Origin of the sequence: Chryseolinea soli (genome assembly GCF_003589925.1) — a bacterium.
GTDB classification, from domain to species: Bacteria; Bacteroidota; Bacteroidia; order Cytophagales; family Cyclobacteriaceae; genus Chryseolinea; species Chryseolinea soli.
In genome coordinates, this window is sequence record NZ_CP032382.1 from 770223 (window position 1) to 787009 (window position 16787).

Annotated in this window: 10 protein-coding genes; 5 read left to right on the plus strand and 5 right to left on the minus strand. The window is 50.7% G+C overall.

Translation table 11 applies throughout. The features are described 5' to 3' along the window. Positions 1-36: 36 nt before the first annotated feature. From D4L85_RS03115 to D4L85_RS03130, 4 genes are read right to left on the minus strand one after another with little or no spacing between them, the layout of a single operon-like run. The gene (locus D4L85_RS03115) at positions 37-2604 is read right to left on the minus strand and encodes a leucine-rich repeat domain-containing protein (RefSeq protein WP_119752951.1); all 2568 of its coding nucleotides are present in this window, start codon (positions 2602-2604) and stop codon (positions 37-39) included. Continuing rightward, positions 2591-3421 (minus strand): hypothetical protein, encoded by an 831-nt coding sequence (locus tag D4L85_RS03120; protein WP_119752952.1) that lies wholly within the window; start codon positions 3419-3421, stop codon positions 2591-2593. The genes D4L85_RS03115 and D4L85_RS03120 overlap by 14 nt, the downstream gene beginning before the upstream one ends. Continuing rightward, positions 3418-4002 carry a hypothetical protein gene (locus D4L85_RS03125; RefSeq protein WP_228450755.1) on the minus strand — a complete coding sequence of 195 codons (585 nt, stop codon included), beginning with the start codon at positions 4000-4002 and terminating at the stop codon, positions 3418-3420. Before D4L85_RS03125 ends, D4L85_RS03120 begins: the two co-directional genes overlap by 4 nt. 22 nt (positions 4003-4024) lie before the next feature. Continuing rightward, entirely contained in the window at positions 4025-4564 is a 540-nt protein-coding gene (locus D4L85_RS03130) for a nucleoid-structuring protein H-NS (RefSeq protein WP_119758635.1), read from the minus strand. 652 nt (positions 4565-5216) lie between these two features. Here D4L85_RS03130 and D4L85_RS03135 point away from each other — a divergent pair. After that, positions 5217-6719: a PhoX family protein gene (locus D4L85_RS03135; protein ID WP_119752953.1), complete on the plus strand. Its 1503-nt coding sequence runs from the start codon at positions 5217-5219 to the stop codon at positions 6717-6719. A 79-nt stretch (positions 6720-6798) separates the two neighbouring features. After that, a complete protein-coding gene (locus D4L85_RS03140; RefSeq protein ID WP_160143513.1) occupies positions 6799-8679 on the plus strand; it encodes a cytochrome-c peroxidase in 1881 nt (626 codons plus the stop codon). Between the two features lie 39 nt (positions 8680-8718). Here the strand turns inward: D4L85_RS03140 and D4L85_RS03145 are convergent, their stop codons facing one another. Then, the gene (locus D4L85_RS03145) at positions 8719-10578 is read right to left on the minus strand and encodes a GAF domain-containing protein (RefSeq protein WP_119752955.1); all 1860 of its coding nucleotides are present in this window, start codon (positions 10576-10578) and stop codon (positions 8719-8721) included. A gap of 488 nt (positions 10579-11066) precedes the next feature. On the opposite strand from D4L85_RS03145, the gene D4L85_RS03155 reads away from it, so the two are divergent. Genes D4L85_RS03155 through D4L85_RS03165 form a run of 3 tightly spaced genes read left to right on the plus strand, consistent with a single transcriptional unit; the run spans position 11067 to position 16736 of the window. Then, positions 11067-12185, plus strand: coding sequence for a phytase (locus tag D4L85_RS03155; protein WP_228450756.1), 1119 nt, complete (start codon positions 11067-11069; stop codon positions 12183-12185). 4 nt (positions 12186-12189) lie between these two features. Then, positions 12190-14973 (plus strand): TonB-dependent receptor, encoded by a 2784-nt coding sequence (locus D4L85_RS03160; protein ID WP_119752957.1) that lies wholly within the window; start codon positions 12190-12192, stop codon positions 14971-14973. A gap of 29 nt (positions 14974-15002) precedes the next feature. Then, positions 15003-16736, plus strand: a complete 1734-nt coding sequence (locus tag D4L85_RS03165) for a hypothetical protein (RefSeq protein ID WP_160143514.1) — start codon at positions 15003-15005, stop codon at positions 16734-16736. Positions 16737-16787 lie beyond the last annotated feature (51 nt).

Genomic DNA, 16787 nt, shown 5'->3' on the forward strand with positions numbered 1-16787 from the left:
AACCCAAGCTAAAACGACAGTGCAAGGCTGGGTTGCTCAGCGGTAGTAGATCACGTTACACTCCGGGTGGGCTTGTTTGAAGTTCTCGATCGCCCGGCTGGAGACTTTCGTGTTGTAGCACTTCAACGTTTTCAGCGGAAGGGCATCCACCGGATCGAGTTTGCCCACATTGGTGTTGCTGCAGTCAAGCTCGGTCAAGTTCAACAAATTCTTTAAGGGGTCAAGGCGTTTGATCTGTGTGCCGGCGGCATTGAATGTTTTCAGGTTTGTCAACGCCTCCAGGGGTTTGATCTCGGCAATGGGTGTATTCGAAATGTCGAGGTCCTCCAGGTTGGTCAATTGGTTCAGCGTTTCAATCTGTTGCAAAGGACCATTGGTGATGCGCAGGGAGGTCAGCATCTTAAAGTTTGCCAAGGGGGTAACATCACTGATGCCTGTGCCGGAGAAATGCAATTCCTTTGGTCTTACAAATTCACTCAGGGCGGTCAGGTCGCTCACCGGCGCGTCCTTGATGTGCATTTTTTCCCGCTCCACCAACACGTGAAGGTTCTCGCGCGTCGTGGTGGTGTCGGTTCCCATCAAGCCTCTGAACACCGTTTTCCATTCGGGTGTTAAACCTCTCCACCAGCGGTTCAGGTGGATCGTCTTATACACCATGAGACAGCGTGGATTCTTTTCAAAAAATTCCTGCGCGATGATATCGTGTACCATCGTATTGTCGGTGTATAACTTTTCGAGGTTGGTCAAACCAAAAAGCGGATCGATCTTTTCGATCTTGCTTTTGTCGGCTACCAATATTTTCAGCTTCGAAAAATTGCCGATGGGCGAAAGATCCGTCACTTCCGTTTCGCTGATGTCGAGGTAGCGAACCTCCTTGTGATTCTGTAGCGGAGAAAGATCGCGGATGCCGGTGTGCGCGGCGATGATCACTTTGAGCCTTCTCATCTTACGAAGCGGCTCCAGGTCGAGGATCTCCACATTGCCGCGGAAATTTATAGAGTCGACGACGTCCAATTTGGCGAGTTCTTCTTTGGCGGGTGTCGGGCCAAACTTCATCGTCTTGCTCACCACTTCTTTCCACGCACCGGGCAGGGCATCCCACCAGGTCTTGAGATCGTGTGAGTCGAATACGATCAGCACGCGCGGATGGGCGGCAATAAAAGCGTCGGCGGTTTCGCGACGGATGGCCGCATGGTCGGCATAGATCCTTTGGAGATGTGTCGATTTCTGCAGCGGCTGAAGATCGGTCACTTGTGTGGCATTCAACGAAAGCACCTGCAGGGCATCCAGTCCACTCAAGGGAGCAATGTTCTGCAGCGCTGTGCTGTCGACATCCAAATTCACCAACCCCTTCATGTCCTTCAGGGGAGACAGATCTCTGATGGCCGTGCGCGAAAGGTCGAGCGTGGTGAGCTTGGTCAGGGGTTGCAGCGCTGTGAGGTCAGCGATCTTTGTGGTTTCGACGTTCAGGGTGAGCAACTCCGTGTTGTTTTGCAGGAACGTAAAATCGGTCACCGGCGTGTAGCTCAGATCCAACTGTTGCAACAGGGGCATTCTTTCCAACACACTGATGTCGTCAATGAACGTATGACTGGCATTCAGTTTCACCAACCGGTTGGAATATTTCAGGGGTGTCAGGTCATGCACCGTTGTAAAGGACGCGTCCAACTCCTGCAAGTCGGTGAGGGAGCGAATGGGGTTCAGGTCACTGATGGCCGTATGCGAGAGATTCAATTTTTTGAGGTTCGTAAACTCCGTGAGCGGCTCCAGGTTTTGGATGTACGTGTTGTTGCTCAGGTCAAGGCGCTCGATGGCCATGATCTTTTTGATGACGGGGTAGGTGGCACTATCGGACACATTGCCGGCGCGCAAAAGAATTTCCTGCCACTCGTACGACAAGTCGGTCCACCATTGTTCGATGGCTCCTTTCTCGTCGATCAGGTTGGTATAAATACTGACGATGCGGAGGTCGCGGTCTTGCGGATCGTAGTTGATCTCCATATACCGCGGCACGGTGTTGTTCACCGGCAGGCCTTCCGAGTTGGTCCCTTTCAGGTTGCGCCGGAGCGACACCTTATAAAAAGTCTTCCCGTCGGCCATCGTTCCGCTTTTGATGCCTTCGATAATAAACTCAAAGTGGACGTCGGTGAAGAAAAAGTCCACATCTTTCAGGTAGGCCACCACATCTTTGTTGGTGATCGTCTTGCGCTCGGTGTCCAGGTCGTCCTCCACTTGCACTTTGCCGTCGCGGAAAACTTTCGAGTAGCTTTCGCGCACGAGCACTTCCTTGTCGCGGGCGGAAGTGCCGCTGCTGCCCAGGGTGTTTAGCATGTACTCGAGGAACGCCACCATATCGCGCACCTTCTTTTCGTCATCGGCCGCGCTGGAGGGCGCTGCCGCGACGGTCTCCTCGGGTTGGACTGGGGTGGCCGTTTTTTGCACAGGCTTCTGCGTTTGCTTTTGGGGAGCCTGTTTTTTCGGCGCTTGTTTTTGGGTAGTCGTTTTTTTCGCAGGCTTCTTCGTTTTCGATTGCTGCGCAAACGTTCCTGCCGCCAGCAGGCAAAGTAAAAAAAGAAGGGGCCAGCGCGATCTACTTCGTTTCATAGTACAAATACTTTCGTAAGGCGTCCATATCGGCGAGGGTGTTCAACTTGGCCAGGTTGGAGATGAGCCAACCCGTGTTGTAGCCGGGGCGGTTAAATTGCGCCAGCTCGAAATACCAGCCGTCGATCTGGAAGAAATGAAATTTCACGTCGGTCACCGTTTTGAATTTCAAGGTGCCTTTTTTGATCTCGTACAAAAAAAGCGAGAGGTGGTCGGGCTTAAAACTCTTAGCCGCAAATTGGCTGACGCTGTCGCTGTTGAGGAACGCCTTGCGCAGGTTCATAAAATCCAACTCATGACTCAGCGGGTGCAGGAACTTCCCTACCTTCATGGTGTCGCGTGCAAAGTAAGGGACAAACATATCGGCATAAACCCGTTGGATCACCCATTTATAACCGAGGTGGTCTTTTTCCAAAGCCATGAACAACGTGACGGGTTGGTCCTTGCCGTTCTGGGTGAATGTGGTGTGCACTTCCGAAAACCAGTTGCCCCCGTGAAAATCCAGGAGCAGCGATTTATCCAATACATTTTTTGCAAAGTCCGTTTTCACCGCATCCGTCATGCCCTTGTTGCTGGCATCGAAGAGGATGCCAAGGTATTTTTTCCGGAGCTTCGTGCTTCGGTATTGTTTGTCGCCCTCGTAGTAGCGGTTTCCCTTCTCATCCTCCTCGCCGTTGAAGCGCCGGAAGAATTGGTTCACCTGTTTGGAGGAGGCGTAGAGCTTGCTCTCATCCTCCAAGTCGCCCACCATCTGGGCTCGGAGCGACGTGGAGGATGCGAGGAGCAGTATAAAAAATAAAAGACGGCTTAGCTTCATGCACTCGTTTCAGTCACGCGGATATCGCCGAGCATCACATCCCAGAACTCGACGGTCCGGCCTGCGATCTGCGTCTTTTTCCGTTCAACATAGATGGTGATATCTTTCTTGGTGGTGTCCTTGTATTTCATGCCATCGTCGGACGTGCCTTCAAAGCGTTGGTACACGGTCACCACACCCACATACCGGCCATCGGGTTGGCGTTCCAGGTCGCTGATATAGTGAATGTCATACCACTGGATCGTCACACGGTCGTAGTTGAGCGCCATGAGGCGTTCGAAATATTTGCGCACTTTGTAGTAGTTCACCTCTTTGCGGTTCAGGGACGATACGCCCATTTCGCTGCCGGGTGCGAAAAGCTCTTCGGCGCGGTCCATCACCCGGTTCGCTTCCGAGAAGGCCGTTTTTTTGTTGCCGATGATGCTGATGTATTTGCTGAGGTCACGCACTTTCTCCAGGGCCAGCGAGTCGATGGCTTGTTTTCTTTCTTTGCTGATCTCCGCGGTCTGGGCCCATAGCGGGGCCGTGAGGGAAAGACAAAGAAGCAAGAGTGTGCAATATGTATAGCGGTAAGTAGCCATGGTTGTTGTTTTTAAGGGTTGATCAATTTTTTCTTAACTCCACTTCGGTGATCTTACCGGAGCCATCGAATTGCAGGTTGCTGATTTTGTCTGCTTTCTTTTTCTGGTCTTTCAGATAGTTAAGATATTTCTGAATGGTGGTGGGACGGTCATAGTCTTTTTGTCCGTTTTCTTCGCTGATGACGATGAGGAGCGGGGTGTCGGGCGACGAGAACAAACTGAGGGCTTCGTTGATGCTGGCGTTGGCCGAGGTCGGGCTACCCGCGTTGGAGATGGCATCAAAATATTTTGACAGCCGGGCGGCCGGTGCGCTGGAGGCGGCGTTGGCCTGGCGCTCGCGTTCGCGGGCTTCGGCATCGAGTTTGGCCTGGGCTTCGGCTTCTTTCCTTCGTTGTTCTTCTTCCTGTTGTTTACGCAAGGCGGCTTCCTGCTGTTCCATTTTTGCCTTTTCAGCGGCAGCCTGCGCTTCCATAGCCTTCTTTTTACTTTTACAACTCATGGCGCAGCTCATGACCACCATCAGGATCATGATCAGTCGTGACGAATTTCGAATAGCGTTCATTTGTTTGGTTTTAGTTTTTTTAAACGATTCCAGCTTCCAATAGTATATCCACAGGCTCTGTTTTTTGGGGTTTGGATTACACAAAGTGTTGAAAAATTACCACATTTTCATCTTAATTGAGTAAAACCGGCCCCCTGGAGGGCATAGGCACTCCAATTCCATGGCCCGCCTGAAAGCGTTCGGCAAGAGCACAGAAATTATCATGCCACTTCAAGGTTTCCAGGTTGGGTTAGGATGAGGTGGCTCGACCCCGGTTGTTATTTTCCTTTCGACCGCGATTTCCGGGCGACCAATTTCAAAGCATTGGGATAGTCATCATCGAACTTTTTCATAGGACATGCTGCTGGATTGGGTTGCTCCGAGATACATCAAAATGATAAGCCCGTCTGCGGCGGCCGTGCCATCTTGAGTATTCAACATAGGTCAAGCATACCATCCATCGTAAGGTGTACGCGGCCCGCCCGAGGCGAGAGCGTTTCGCATTCCACTAATCGTTTCGTTCTCAAGGTGCTCCCGGGTCGAATATTAAGCCCATAACCCGACAATAACAAGCCACCCTAAACCGTAACGGACTGGTAATACGGACTTGACGCCCATTGAAAACCCACGGGATAATTTTGGTACAAGTCTAATCTAACCCCCTTATTTTCACATGACCAAACTCATTACCAAAATCCTCTGCATGCTGGTAGTAGCATCCTTCACCCTGATGGCCTGCAAGGGTCCCGAAGGCGACGTAGGCCCCGCCGGCACGAACGGCACCAAAGGCGACAAGGGTGACAAAGGCGACACCGGTGACGACGGTGAAAACGCCAACGAGGTTGTCCTGGCAAACCACTCGACCACCACAACCTTCCTGAAAAAATTCCCCGGCTATGAAAGCGTTGACGCATTCTCGCTGATTGGCAGCGCCGACTATCTGCCCGAATCTCCCGCCTATGTATTTGGTGGCGCCGCCGACGGAACCGGCGTATTGAAAACCGCTGATGGCTTTGTGATGGTGGTTAACAACGAAGACAATATTGCCGTATCGCGGATCACGCTCGATAAAACCTTCCGTCCTGTGAAAGGCGAATACATTCTCAACTCCGACGGTGGTATGGCACGTCTTTGCTCGGCCACGCTGGCCACTCCCGAAGAACACGGCTTTGGCCCGCTCTTTCTCACGTGCAGTGAAAACGCCAGCGCACAGATCCACGGACTGGATCCCCTGGTGGTAGTGAACGACCAGGTGAAGACTACGCCCAAATTCCTTCCTGCCCTCGGACGCTGGTACGCAGAAAACGCTGTACCCCTCCCCAAGACAGCCTACACCGGCAAAACGGTGATCATCATTGGCGACGACGACTCGGGCACGTATGGCGGACAAGTAGCGATGTATGTATCATCGACGGTAGGCGACCTGGAAAACGGTAGCGTCTACGTGATGCGTACGGTCGATCAGAACCCCCGCGAAATGGACCTGATGGTAGACACCGAAGTAAATGTTGAATTTGCAAAGATCGACAACCAAAAAGACCTCACCGGCGACGCTACGAACCAGGCCGCTACTGCTTTGAAAGCACTGGCTTTTGGCCGTGTGGAAGACATCGACTATCGCAAAGATGGCGTTGGTCGTGAAGTTTATTTCAATGTCACGGGCCAACCCGGCAATGCCGACCGCACGAAATACGGCCGCACCTACAAACTCGTCCTCGATGCCACCGACCCGCTGAAAGGCAAACTCAAACTTGTACTGGACGGCGACAACCGCGCTGGCAAAGCCGGCACGTATGAAAGCCCTGACAACATCATGGTAACGGAGAACTACGCCTATATCACCGAAGACCCCAACGGTTATGCCGACTTCGATCACGATGCCTACTTGTACCAGTACAACCTCACCACCGGCTCGCTGAGAAAAGTATTCGAACTTGACCACTTCCGTAGCAATACAGAGGCCGAAGCCATCTACGGTGTGGCCGCCATCGGTGGCTGGGAATACGGTGCCATGGTCGACATCTCCGACATCGTGGGCATTCCCAACACTTTCACACTGAACATTCAGGTGCATAGCTGGAAGTCGCCACAGTTTAAAAATGCTGACGGCGGAACACTGGCCACAAACTTCGATGAAGGCAGCCAGATCGTGGTCATTCACGGCTTGCCGCGCTAGTTCCCTCTCCCATTATTCAAGATTCTTTCAACTGCCCGGCGTGTTCCGGGCAGTTTTCATTTTTCTTTATGCTATGAAGATGCAAACCAGATCAATTTTCACGGGGTTGTCCATTGTTTTGTTGCTTGCTGCGTGTACAAAACAGTCGAAAGAGACAACCTCCGGCCCATTGACTGATGTCAACGCCTATTGGCTCGGCCAAGCCGACTCTGTACAAAGCTCGCTGGACAGTCTGTCTCAAAAGGCGGGACGCCACGAAGAAGCTGCCGTCCTGCAAGATTATTTTGCGCGCGCGCGACGCTATTTCAAACACATGGAGTCGTTGACGCAGTTTTATTTCCCGGAAGAGTATGCGCGCATCAACGGCCCGGCCTTGCTACGCATGGAAGAATACGAAGACAAGATCATTATCCCCACGGGCTTCCAGGTGCTGGAAGAAAAAGTGTTTAGCGATTCCTTGGATTATGCCACGGTGCAACACGAAACGAAAGTACTTCAGGTCATCATCCGGAATCTGCAAAATACCATTCACTCCAACACGCTCACGGATGCCAACGTCTTTGAAAGCGCGCGTCTCGAGTTGCTCACCGTCATGGCCATGGGTATATCGGGTTTTGATTCGCCCATCGCCTTTCAGTCAATCGCCGAAGCAAAGGCTTCGCTTCAGGGTGTAGCCGCGCTGACAGATTTCTATGATAGCCGATTGACGGACGAGAATATAAGGACGGCCTGGCACAACCAACTCCAATCCGCGTATGCTTACCTGGACAAGCCCGTTGACTTCAATGCTTTCGACCGCGCGACATTCATTGCAGATCATCTCAATCCGTTGTCAAAGTTATTGCATCAGTATCAACACGCCGCACATGTCCCCAACAACACTTTCCTGACGGCGGTGAACCTGGAGAAGTCTACTTTCTTCGAGCCCGGTGTATTCAACGTCGATCACTTTGCGCCCACGTTCAACCGCGGATTGAAACCGGCGGTAGCTGAACTGGGAAAGGTACTTTTCTTTGACCCTGTTTTGTCGGGCAACAATCACCGGGCCTGCGCTTCGTGTCATGTGCCCTCCAAAGCATTTACCGATGGCAAGGTGAAGAGCGTTGCGTTTGACTTTCAGGGCGCCGTTGCGCGAAATGCGCCCACGCTGATCAACGCCGGCTTCCAGCAATCTCAGTTTTGGGATCAGCGGGTAAGTTTCATTGAAGACCAGGTGAGCAACGTGATCGCGAACCCGATCGAAATGCATGGGCATATGGAAGCCTCGGCATTGAAACTCATGAAGAGCGCTGCGTATCGCGCGATGTTCAAAAATGCCTTTGGGCAAGACACCATCACCAAACGGAACATGCAGACGGCGCTGGCCAGTTATATCCGTTCGCTCTCCGGTTTGAATTCACGGTTTGATCAGTACATGCGGGGCAGCAAATCGAGCCTCTCGCAAAATGAAGTGACTGGTTTTAATTTGTTTATGGGCAAGGCCAAGTGTGGCACCTGTCATTTTGCGCCACTGTTCAACGGCACAGTCCCTCCCCTGTATCGCGAAACCGAGTCGGAAGTGCTGGGGGTACCCGCGCGCCCGGATACCGTTCACGCAAAAGTCGACAGCGACAAAGGGAAACTCGTTACCTACAACAGATCGCTGCATGCGTACGCATTCAAAACGTCTACCGTACGCAATGCAGCGCTCACGGCGCCCTACATGCACAACGGAGTGTTCAAAACTTTGGACGAGGTGATCGACTTTTACAATCGCGGTGGGGGCGCGGGCATCGGCATTGATCTTCCTAACCAAACGTTGCCTCCCGATAAACTTCTGCTGAGTAAAAAACAACAGGCGCAGATCATCGCCTTCCTGGAAAGTCTGACCGACAACTCGGCGCTCGCCAACGTGCCGACATCCTTGCCAGCTTTCAACGATGCCAGGCTCGACAAGCGGAAAATTGGAGGCGAATATTAATTGGCCATAAAGCGGTGAAGGATCTCCTTCACCGCTTCTTTATAAAGTCTCTAGTACGGTCTCTTTGAGTTTTTGCTTCAGCGCCTTGATCTCCTGCTGCAGGTGCAGACGTTGCCGTTCCATTTCTTCCTGGGTAGCCTGCAGCTCTTCCGAGTTTTGACGCATCTCTTCCTCCTGCTGGGCAAGCGAATGTGCACGTTGCTGTGATTCTTCGAGGAGTCGCTTGGTTTCGGTTGATGATTGTTTGTTGTATAGAATGGAGGCGATGCTTTCGGCTACGCGTTCGATGAATTCGATGTGATGATCTTCCAACATCCCAAACGATGCCAGTTCCACCACGCCCATCACTTTCTCGCGTGTTTTCAACGGAACGACGACCACATTGCGGGGTGTGGCTTCACCCAAACCGGAGGTGATCTTTACAAAATCCTTTGGAATATCTTTCAGGTAAATGGTCTGGCCCTCCAACACACATTGGCCCAGCAAGCCCGCATCGCCGTCAATACGTTCTTCGACAAATTTCTTTTTGCCATAAGCATACGTAGCGATGCGCTCGAGGTATAGTGAGCCATCAGCGCCGTTCACCACGTATAACGCGCCCTGATTGGCTTTCAGATAAGTAACGAGAATATGAATGATCCGCTCGCCCATAACCTTGATGTCCTCCGCATCATTCTTGAGGATCTCGTTGAATTGGGCTGCTCCTTCATTGATCCAATTGGCCCGCTTCTGAATGCTTTCAGCGGTCTGCAATTTATCGTGGGCGCTGATCAGCGATTTAGCGAGGACGTCGTCGTTGTATTGTTCGTCGTACTTCAGGTTGCCATTGCCCGCGCCAAGGTGTTCGGCAAATTGCGTAGCGGCCCGGAGGCGGTCGATAAACTGGTTGAAGGCTATCTTGGTTTGACCGATCTCTTCCGAGGTCTTCACCACTAATTTGTCAGGGAAAATGCCGGCGGCTAATTTTTGCACACCGTCCCGGATCTCTTTGATGGCCTTCGTGAGCAAGCCTGCATAGACGATGGCCATCACAAATCCGGCAATGGTCTGAATGATGAAGACCGTCCACAGCAACCATTGCGTGCGGCTGATCTGGGTTTCATTCTGTTCTTTCATGGACGCATGGATCGTTTCGATCTGCGGGCGCATTTTGATAAAGAGATTTTTTATCCGGCCGCGAATGCCCTCGCTTTCGGTCAATCCAATCTGCTTTTCAATTTCCACCACGCGATTGAACTCGTTCCGGTAATTATCCAGGAAGGCAATCAGTTCTTTATTTGCCGTGGCCTCCAGTTGACCCTTGAACGTTTCGAAGCGGGCATTGAACTCCTGCTGATATTTTAAATCCTTCCGCAAGAAGAAATCTTTCTCATGCCGGCGCAACATCAGCATCGACACTTTGTCGAATTCAAATCCCGAATTCTCTACGGCGTGAATGGCCGTGCGCAAAGAACCTTCCAGTCCATAGTCTTTGAACCCGCGTTGTTTCAGGAGGTCCACCAGTTTTTCGAAATTGGTCTGGAGACTGTCGAGGGTCAGGTCGAGGGACACCGTTTGCTGAGCGCCCTTGTCTTTATCCGACTGAACGTCCCGAAGTGTTCCCAGAAGACCCTTTGCAGCATCACGGTTCTCGTTGAAGGTGGTGATGGCCGCCGCTTCCTGTTTTTCGAGAAACGATGGTGACTTGAAGCCTTCGTAGACAAACTCCTTCGTGGCCAGATCCATTGTCTGCAAACGCAGCTTCAGCATGTCTACTTCTTCGTTGACGCTTTTAAAATAGATGATCTTTTCAATGGCGCCCCCGGAGAGCACGATCAAAACCACAGAAAGTAACAAGATCGATCCAAAGGCGGCCAGCAGCTTGATGCGGATGCGAAGCCCGTAGAGAAAAGCTCTCATATAAAAAATAGAGATAGGGATGGTTAAAAATTCAATTTAAGGATTCGGGTTGGGATGAGGGGGGGCGGGGGTGTTAACGTTATATTAAGAGTCAGGAGTCAGTAGCTGGGAGCCAGTAGTCAGTAGCCAGTAGTCAGTAGCCAGTAGCCAGTAGCCAGTAGCCAGTAGCCAGTAGCCAGTAGCCAGCGTGCGGGGGTGGGGTTGGGTGGGAATAAAAAAGGGTTGCCTTTTGGAGGACAACCCTTTCTTTTTTTCCGGATGCTGTTAGTGGCTTGGTGTTGATCCAGAAAACTTGAAGCAACAATTAAATAATGTACCCATAACACTTCGCAAGAAACTGAAAAACAAATCCTTAGCTACAGTTTTTGGTATTTTGTTGCCCTTTTGATAACGCCCTTCCCGGCGGTTGTTGCCTTTTTGATAACGTAAATCCATTGATTTCACACGTCCGGTCAGGTGATCTTTGCATCGAATTTTTTTCTGACCCAATGATAAAAAATATATTCCCACTTGCGGTGCTCGCTTTTATGAGCGTGCAATGTTCGCAGACCGGATCGGCAGAAATTGCCAACACAACTAACGACTCCACCGCTGTGGCGGTTGTAAAACCTGTGGTTGTTACCGAGCCCGTGCCGTTTGATACGGACGATCCTGCTATTTGGATCAATCGTGCCGACACGGCTAAAAGCCTGATCGTCGGTACGAACAAGGATGATAATGGCAGCTTGTATGTGTTTGATCTTGCCGGAAAAATCCTTCCCGAAAAAACGGTCGCACTGAAGCGCCCTAACAATGTGGACATTGAATATGGATTGTCGCTGAAGAACCAGCAGACAGACATCGCCGTGGTTACCGAGCGGTTGACGTATAAGCTACGCATCTTCAGCTTGCCCGACGTGAAACCTGTTGACAATGGCGGGATTGAGGTGTTTCAAGGCGAAACGGGCGACGGCTTCCGCGAGTTGATGGGTATCGCGCTTTATAAAAATCCGGCCGACGGGAAAATCTACGCCATTGTGGGACGAAAGAACGGGCCGCACGAAGGAGGTTATCTCTGGCAATACCAGCTGGAAGACAACGGCCGCGGCCAGGTGAAGGCAACGCTTGTGCGCAAGTTTGGGAAGTACAGTGGCAAAAAGGAAATCGAATCGATTGCGGTGGATGATGAGCTGGGGTATGTCTATTATTCCGACGAAGGCGTTGGTGTTCACAAATATTATGCTGATCCGGCCAGGGGAGATGAGGAACTTGCGCTGTTTGCCACAACCCATTTTGCGGCCGATCACGAGGGCATTTCGATTTACAAAATTAATGATGGAACAGGTTACATCCTGGTTTCCGATCAGGGCGCAAATCATTTCAATGTTTATCCGCGTGAAGGCTCGGCAAAAGGACCTCATGATCATCCGCTTATTAAGATCATTCCGACATCAACCTTGGAAAGCGATGGCTCTGAAGTGACGAGCGTTTCTTTTCCTGGAGAATTCAAGTCAGGATTGTTTGTGGGTATGTCTACGGACAAGACTTTTCAGCTCTATCGCTGGGAGGATTTGGCAGGAAAAGACCTCGCGATTGCGCAGAACGGAATCCGATCGGTAAAAAAATAACGGGATGAAACAAATTGCACTTGTTGTCATTTTTCTGCTGATGTGCTGCTATGCAAAGGCAGCAACGGTCAAAGGAAAATTGCTGGATGAAAATAAAGAGCCGCTGACAGGCGCGATTATTCTATTGGATGCCAGTAAGGGTCTTTATGCCCTTGCCGGACTGGATGGAACGTACATCATCAAAAATGTTCCTGTAGGTACGCACACCATCACCGTTTCGTTCATTGGCTATTTGACACAAGAAAAAACAATTACGATGACAGGCGAATCGGATGCTGCAACGATTGATTTTCAATTGGTGCAGGATTCAAAGGTTCTGAATGAAGTGGTCGTATCCGGAAAAGCCGAAGCGGGCTCAGATGCCGAAGCACGCCTCACGGAGCGAAATGCTTCTCAGGTCGTAAACGTGATGTCGGCAAAAGCAATTTCTATTTTACCCGATCTTTCCGTTGCCAATCTGGTGCAGCGCATGTCAGGCCTGACGGTGCAGCGCAACAGCAATGGCGATCCGCAGTATGTCATTGTGCGCGGCATGGACAAACGCTACAGCTACACGCTGGTAAACGGTTTTAAAATACCAAGCCCGGACAACAAAAACCGTTATCTGCCGCTCGATATTTTTCCTGCGACGTTATTGGAAAGACTGGAAGTATATAAAAGCCTGACGGCCGATATGGAAGGCGACGCCATTGGCGGCGCCGTGAACCTGGTCATGAAGAGCGCGCCCGATCATTTCGAAGTGAAGGCCGATTTCCAAACGGGATATAACTACATCAACACGCTGTACGGATTTGATCATTACAATGCTTCAGGGATTGAGAAAAACTCGCCGCGCCAGCAGTATGGCACGGGTTACGCGGCGCAGCCTGATGACTTCACGCAGAAGAACCTGGAAGTGAAAAACAACAAGCCGATGCCCGACCTGATCGGTTCGCTTTCGATCGGCAACCGTTTTTTCAATAACAAGCTGGGCGTGCTGGTGGGCGGCAGTTTTCAAAATTCATACCGTGCTACCAAGAGCCTTTGGTTTGATTATGATGTTGACCCCTATGGTTCAGATCTTCCCCAGCTGGGTTCGCTGCAAGAGCGGCATTACTCGATCCATCAAATGCGCAGCGCGGGCCACGCGCGGCTGGATTATAAATTCAATGATAGAAATGAAATTAAATTCTATGCCGGGTACTACGCATTAAACAATAACGAAACACGCCAGATCAGGTCAACTTCCCTGAAGCTCGGTTACAATTCACTTCAGGGAGATGCCTCTTTGGGTTACACCACACGCACAAAAACCACCAATCAAGGTATTTTGACGTCGTCGCTGCAAGGCAACCACAAATTACTTGGGCCGTTGGCGCTCTCTTGGTCGGCTGTCTATTCGACCGCATCCAACAATGAGCCTGACAATGCCAAGTTTACGCGCAGCAGCACGATGCAGGATTTTAAAGAAACACCACAAGGAGCGGAAGGGCTTTCACGCCAATGGCTGAACAACAAGGATAACGATCTGACAGGCTACCTGAACTTGACCATGCAGCCCGAATCGTGGGGCAGAAGTCTACTGAAGGCCGGAGGCATGGCACGGCATAAAGACCGCGACGGCAATTACGACATCTACAATTTCATGCCGAAGCCCACCCAGCAATTTCAGGGCACCAACTGGAACACCGTCAGCGATGTTACCTGGTCATTGACCAACCCGCTGGGCGCCACAAGCGATGCCCAGAATTATAAGGCACACGAATATATCAATGCGGCTTATGTGCTGGGGAAGCTGGATGTTGAACGATGGGAGGTGAATGCCGGCGTGCGGGCAGAGCAGACCAACCAGGGATTTACATTAAAAAATCCTGTGCCGGGTGTGATCCGTGACACCAGTGAGCATTACACCGACGTGCTGCCGAGCCTGATGGCGAAATACAAGATCAAACCGGGAATGAACCTGCGGTTCAGCTATTACAAAAGCATTTCGCGCCCCAGCTTTTTTGAAATTGTCCCTTACCTCTATCCGGAAGACGGCTATCCTGAACGCGGAAATCCGAAGCTTCAACGCGTACGGGCACAAAACATTGATCTGCGATTGGAAGTGTTCCCCAATGTAACCGATCAGATTTTAGTAGGTGTATTTTACAAATCCATTACCGACCCCATTGAATATACGGTAACAAAATTCGGCATAGCCAACGAAAATTCCCTGCAGCCCAACAATTTTGGCAACGCGCGGAACATGGGCGCCGAAATTGATTTCATACACTACTTCAACAAGTTCGGCATCCGTGCCAACTACACGTTCACCCACTCGACGATCACCACGACAAAACAACTGCCCGGCCCGGTTGATCCGAACGATTTATCGAAAGGCTATACCACCTATTATGTAAACCAAACGCGCCCCATGCAAGGCCAGGCAAGCCACATTGGCAACGTGTCGTTGCTGTACAAAGACCTCGACAAAGGCTGGGAGTCGCAGCTTTCGCTGGTGTATACCGGTGAAAAACTGGAAGCCATTTCGCCTTATTTAAACAACGACCTATATGGCAAACCGATCGCCATTCTGGATTTCTCATTGGAGAAAAGAGTATCCAGTACCGTCGATGTGTTCATCAAGGCAACCAACCTGCTGAACTCGGCTTATCAAATGTATATCAAGAACCCGGTGTATCAAAAGGACAATGAATATCCCTACCAGAAGGATCCACAGAACAAAACGCTCACCCGTAGAGATGAATACTATCAGTCGTTCCGAGTAGGCGTTCGGATCAATTTCAGCAAGAATAAAAATCAATGAATAAACTTCAAATGAAAAAACAAAACACTATGAAAAAACTAACAAGCAGATTGGCAGTCATCGCCTTTTTGGGCACTGTCGCCCTTCTGGCAAGCTGTAGCAAAGACGATGACAGCAAACCAAGACCGGTGGTCACCACAACGTCATCGGCACTGACGCTTATACAGGACACTACGGGAGTTTTTACCGCGGATGTATCTGCAGCAGCAGGCATTAAGGACATTACCGTTACGATCGATAACGCCACCATCTTAACAGCGGAGATCACCAACAAAGCGGATCTCGTCGGCAAAACGGTAGGCACGGCAAACATTAAGATGACCTCGACGTATACTTTGGGAACTGCCAACATTACGATTACCGTAACGGACAATGCCCAACAATCGTCCACCGCTGCGGTTTCCGTTGATGTTACCGATCATCCTCCCATTGAAATTTCGGGCGCGGTAGGATCAACCGCAACAAAGGAGTACCATATCACGCAGGCAACCACCTGGGGGCCTCACCTCACCTATCACGTAACGGGCAACGTCTTTGTTGAGCCAACCGGATCCCTGACGCTATTGGAAGGAACAACCGTGATTGTGGATGGCCAGTATTCGTTCACCGTGAGAGGAAACTTCTACAGCTACGGCACAGCAACGGATTCCGTGGTGTTCACAGTGCCGGCGCAGCAACGGACGAAAGCCAATATTTTTGCGGGCTTGTGGGGAGGTATTATGTCTTCCAACACCGATGGCACCAATACTTTTGCCGCCGATGAAATGGTGGTGCAATACACGCGCGTTGAATACGCCGGAATGCTCGGCCAAGCCTGGCAGGATATTGTGAAGCTGGGTGAAGTGGCCGATACGAATACGCCCGAATATGCCTTGTTCTTCAACAACCCCAATGGTGTTTGTGTGATTCAGAATTCCACGTTCGCGTATTCAGCGGATGTTGCCGTACAAATCGATCAGGGAAAAATATTGGTCAGCAACAACGCGTTCATCTTAAATGGAAAGGCCGGTGGCGAAGCCATTGATCTCAAGGTGGGCACGTATGGCGATATTGCCTACAATTTGTTCTACAAAGCAGCGACAAACGGCGTGAAGTTTAACGCCAAGGGCGGATCCACTGAACTGCACGTTTACAATAATACAGCGGTTGAATGTGGATGGAGACAAACGTCGCACTCCGATCACGGCGGTTCGTTCAATGTTGAACAAGGAGGTAAAGGCGTGGTGTATAACAACCTCATCGTAAACTCCACGCGCGGTGTTCGCTTCTCTAACGGAAAACTGGCTGATGTGGCGCATTTGTCCAACGGATTTAACTTCCATTATCTCAGTATCACCAGCCCCGTTGGTACCGATAATTTTACTCCTGAATTTTATCCTACCGATGGGTTTACCATCTATGGCAATGGCAAGACCGGTCCTGCCAGCGTAGATTCTACTTTTGAAACAGCACATGATGTTCCTGCTCCCGTGTACACCAATAACGTATTTGATAAAGTTGCAACAATAGCAGCTGGTCACGATCCGTTGTTTGTAAAATTTGCCGTAACCACATTTGACGTGGCGGCGGCGGTTGCAGCGGAAGAACCCGCGAATGAAGGTTTCCCTGCCGCATTTGATTTTCATCTTCAGGCAGGTTCACCGGCATTGACCGGCGCCAACACAAATTTCAGCCCCTATAATGCAGCTTCCCTGACTGCCGGCGGAAAGACATACGCCTCCCCAAAGCCGTCAAGTTATTTTGGGGCATTTGGACCCAAGTAAATTATCTCTTGTAAGCCTATAAACACCAACTTACTCAGAGAAGTATCAGGA

What these genes read in the sequence shown, in the direction of transcription:
- D4L85_RS03165 (WP_160143514.1), top strand. Translation starts at nt 15,003, where the DNA reads ATGAAAAAACTAACAAGCAGATTGGCAGTCATCGCCTTTTTGGGCACT.
- D4L85_RS03125 (WP_228450755.1), bottom strand. Translation starts at nt 4,002, where the DNA reads ATGGCTACTTACCGCTATACATATTGCACACTCTTGCTTCTTTGTCTT.
- D4L85_RS03115 (WP_119752951.1), bottom strand. Translation starts at nt 2,604, where the DNA reads ATGAAACGAAGTAGATCGCGCTGGCCCCTTCTTTTTTTACTTTGCCTG.
- D4L85_RS03135 (WP_119752953.1), top strand. Translation starts at nt 5,217, where the DNA reads ATGACCAAACTCATTACCAAAATCCTCTGCATGCTGGTAGTAGCATCC.
- D4L85_RS03140 (WP_160143513.1), top strand. Translation starts at nt 6,799, where the DNA reads ATGCAAACCAGATCAATTTTCACGGGGTTGTCCATTGTTTTGTTGCTT.
- D4L85_RS03145 (WP_119752955.1), bottom strand. Translation starts at nt 10,578, where the DNA reads ATGAGAGCTTTTCTCTACGGGCTTCGCATCCGCATCAAGCTGCTGGCC.
- D4L85_RS03130 (WP_119758635.1), bottom strand. Translation starts at nt 4,564, where the DNA reads ATGAACGCTATTCGAAATTCGTCACGACTGATCATGATCCTGATGGTG.
- D4L85_RS03160 (WP_119752957.1), top strand. Translation starts at nt 12,190, where the DNA reads ATGAAACAAATTGCACTTGTTGTCATTTTTCTGCTGATGTGCTGCTAT.
- D4L85_RS03155 (WP_228450756.1), top strand. Translation starts at nt 11,067, where the DNA reads ATGATAAAAAATATATTCCCACTTGCGGTGCTCGCTTTTATGAGCGTG.
- D4L85_RS03120 (WP_119752952.1), bottom strand. Translation starts at nt 3,421, where the DNA reads ATGAAGCTAAGCCGTCTTTTATTTTTTATACTGCTCCTCGCATCCTCC.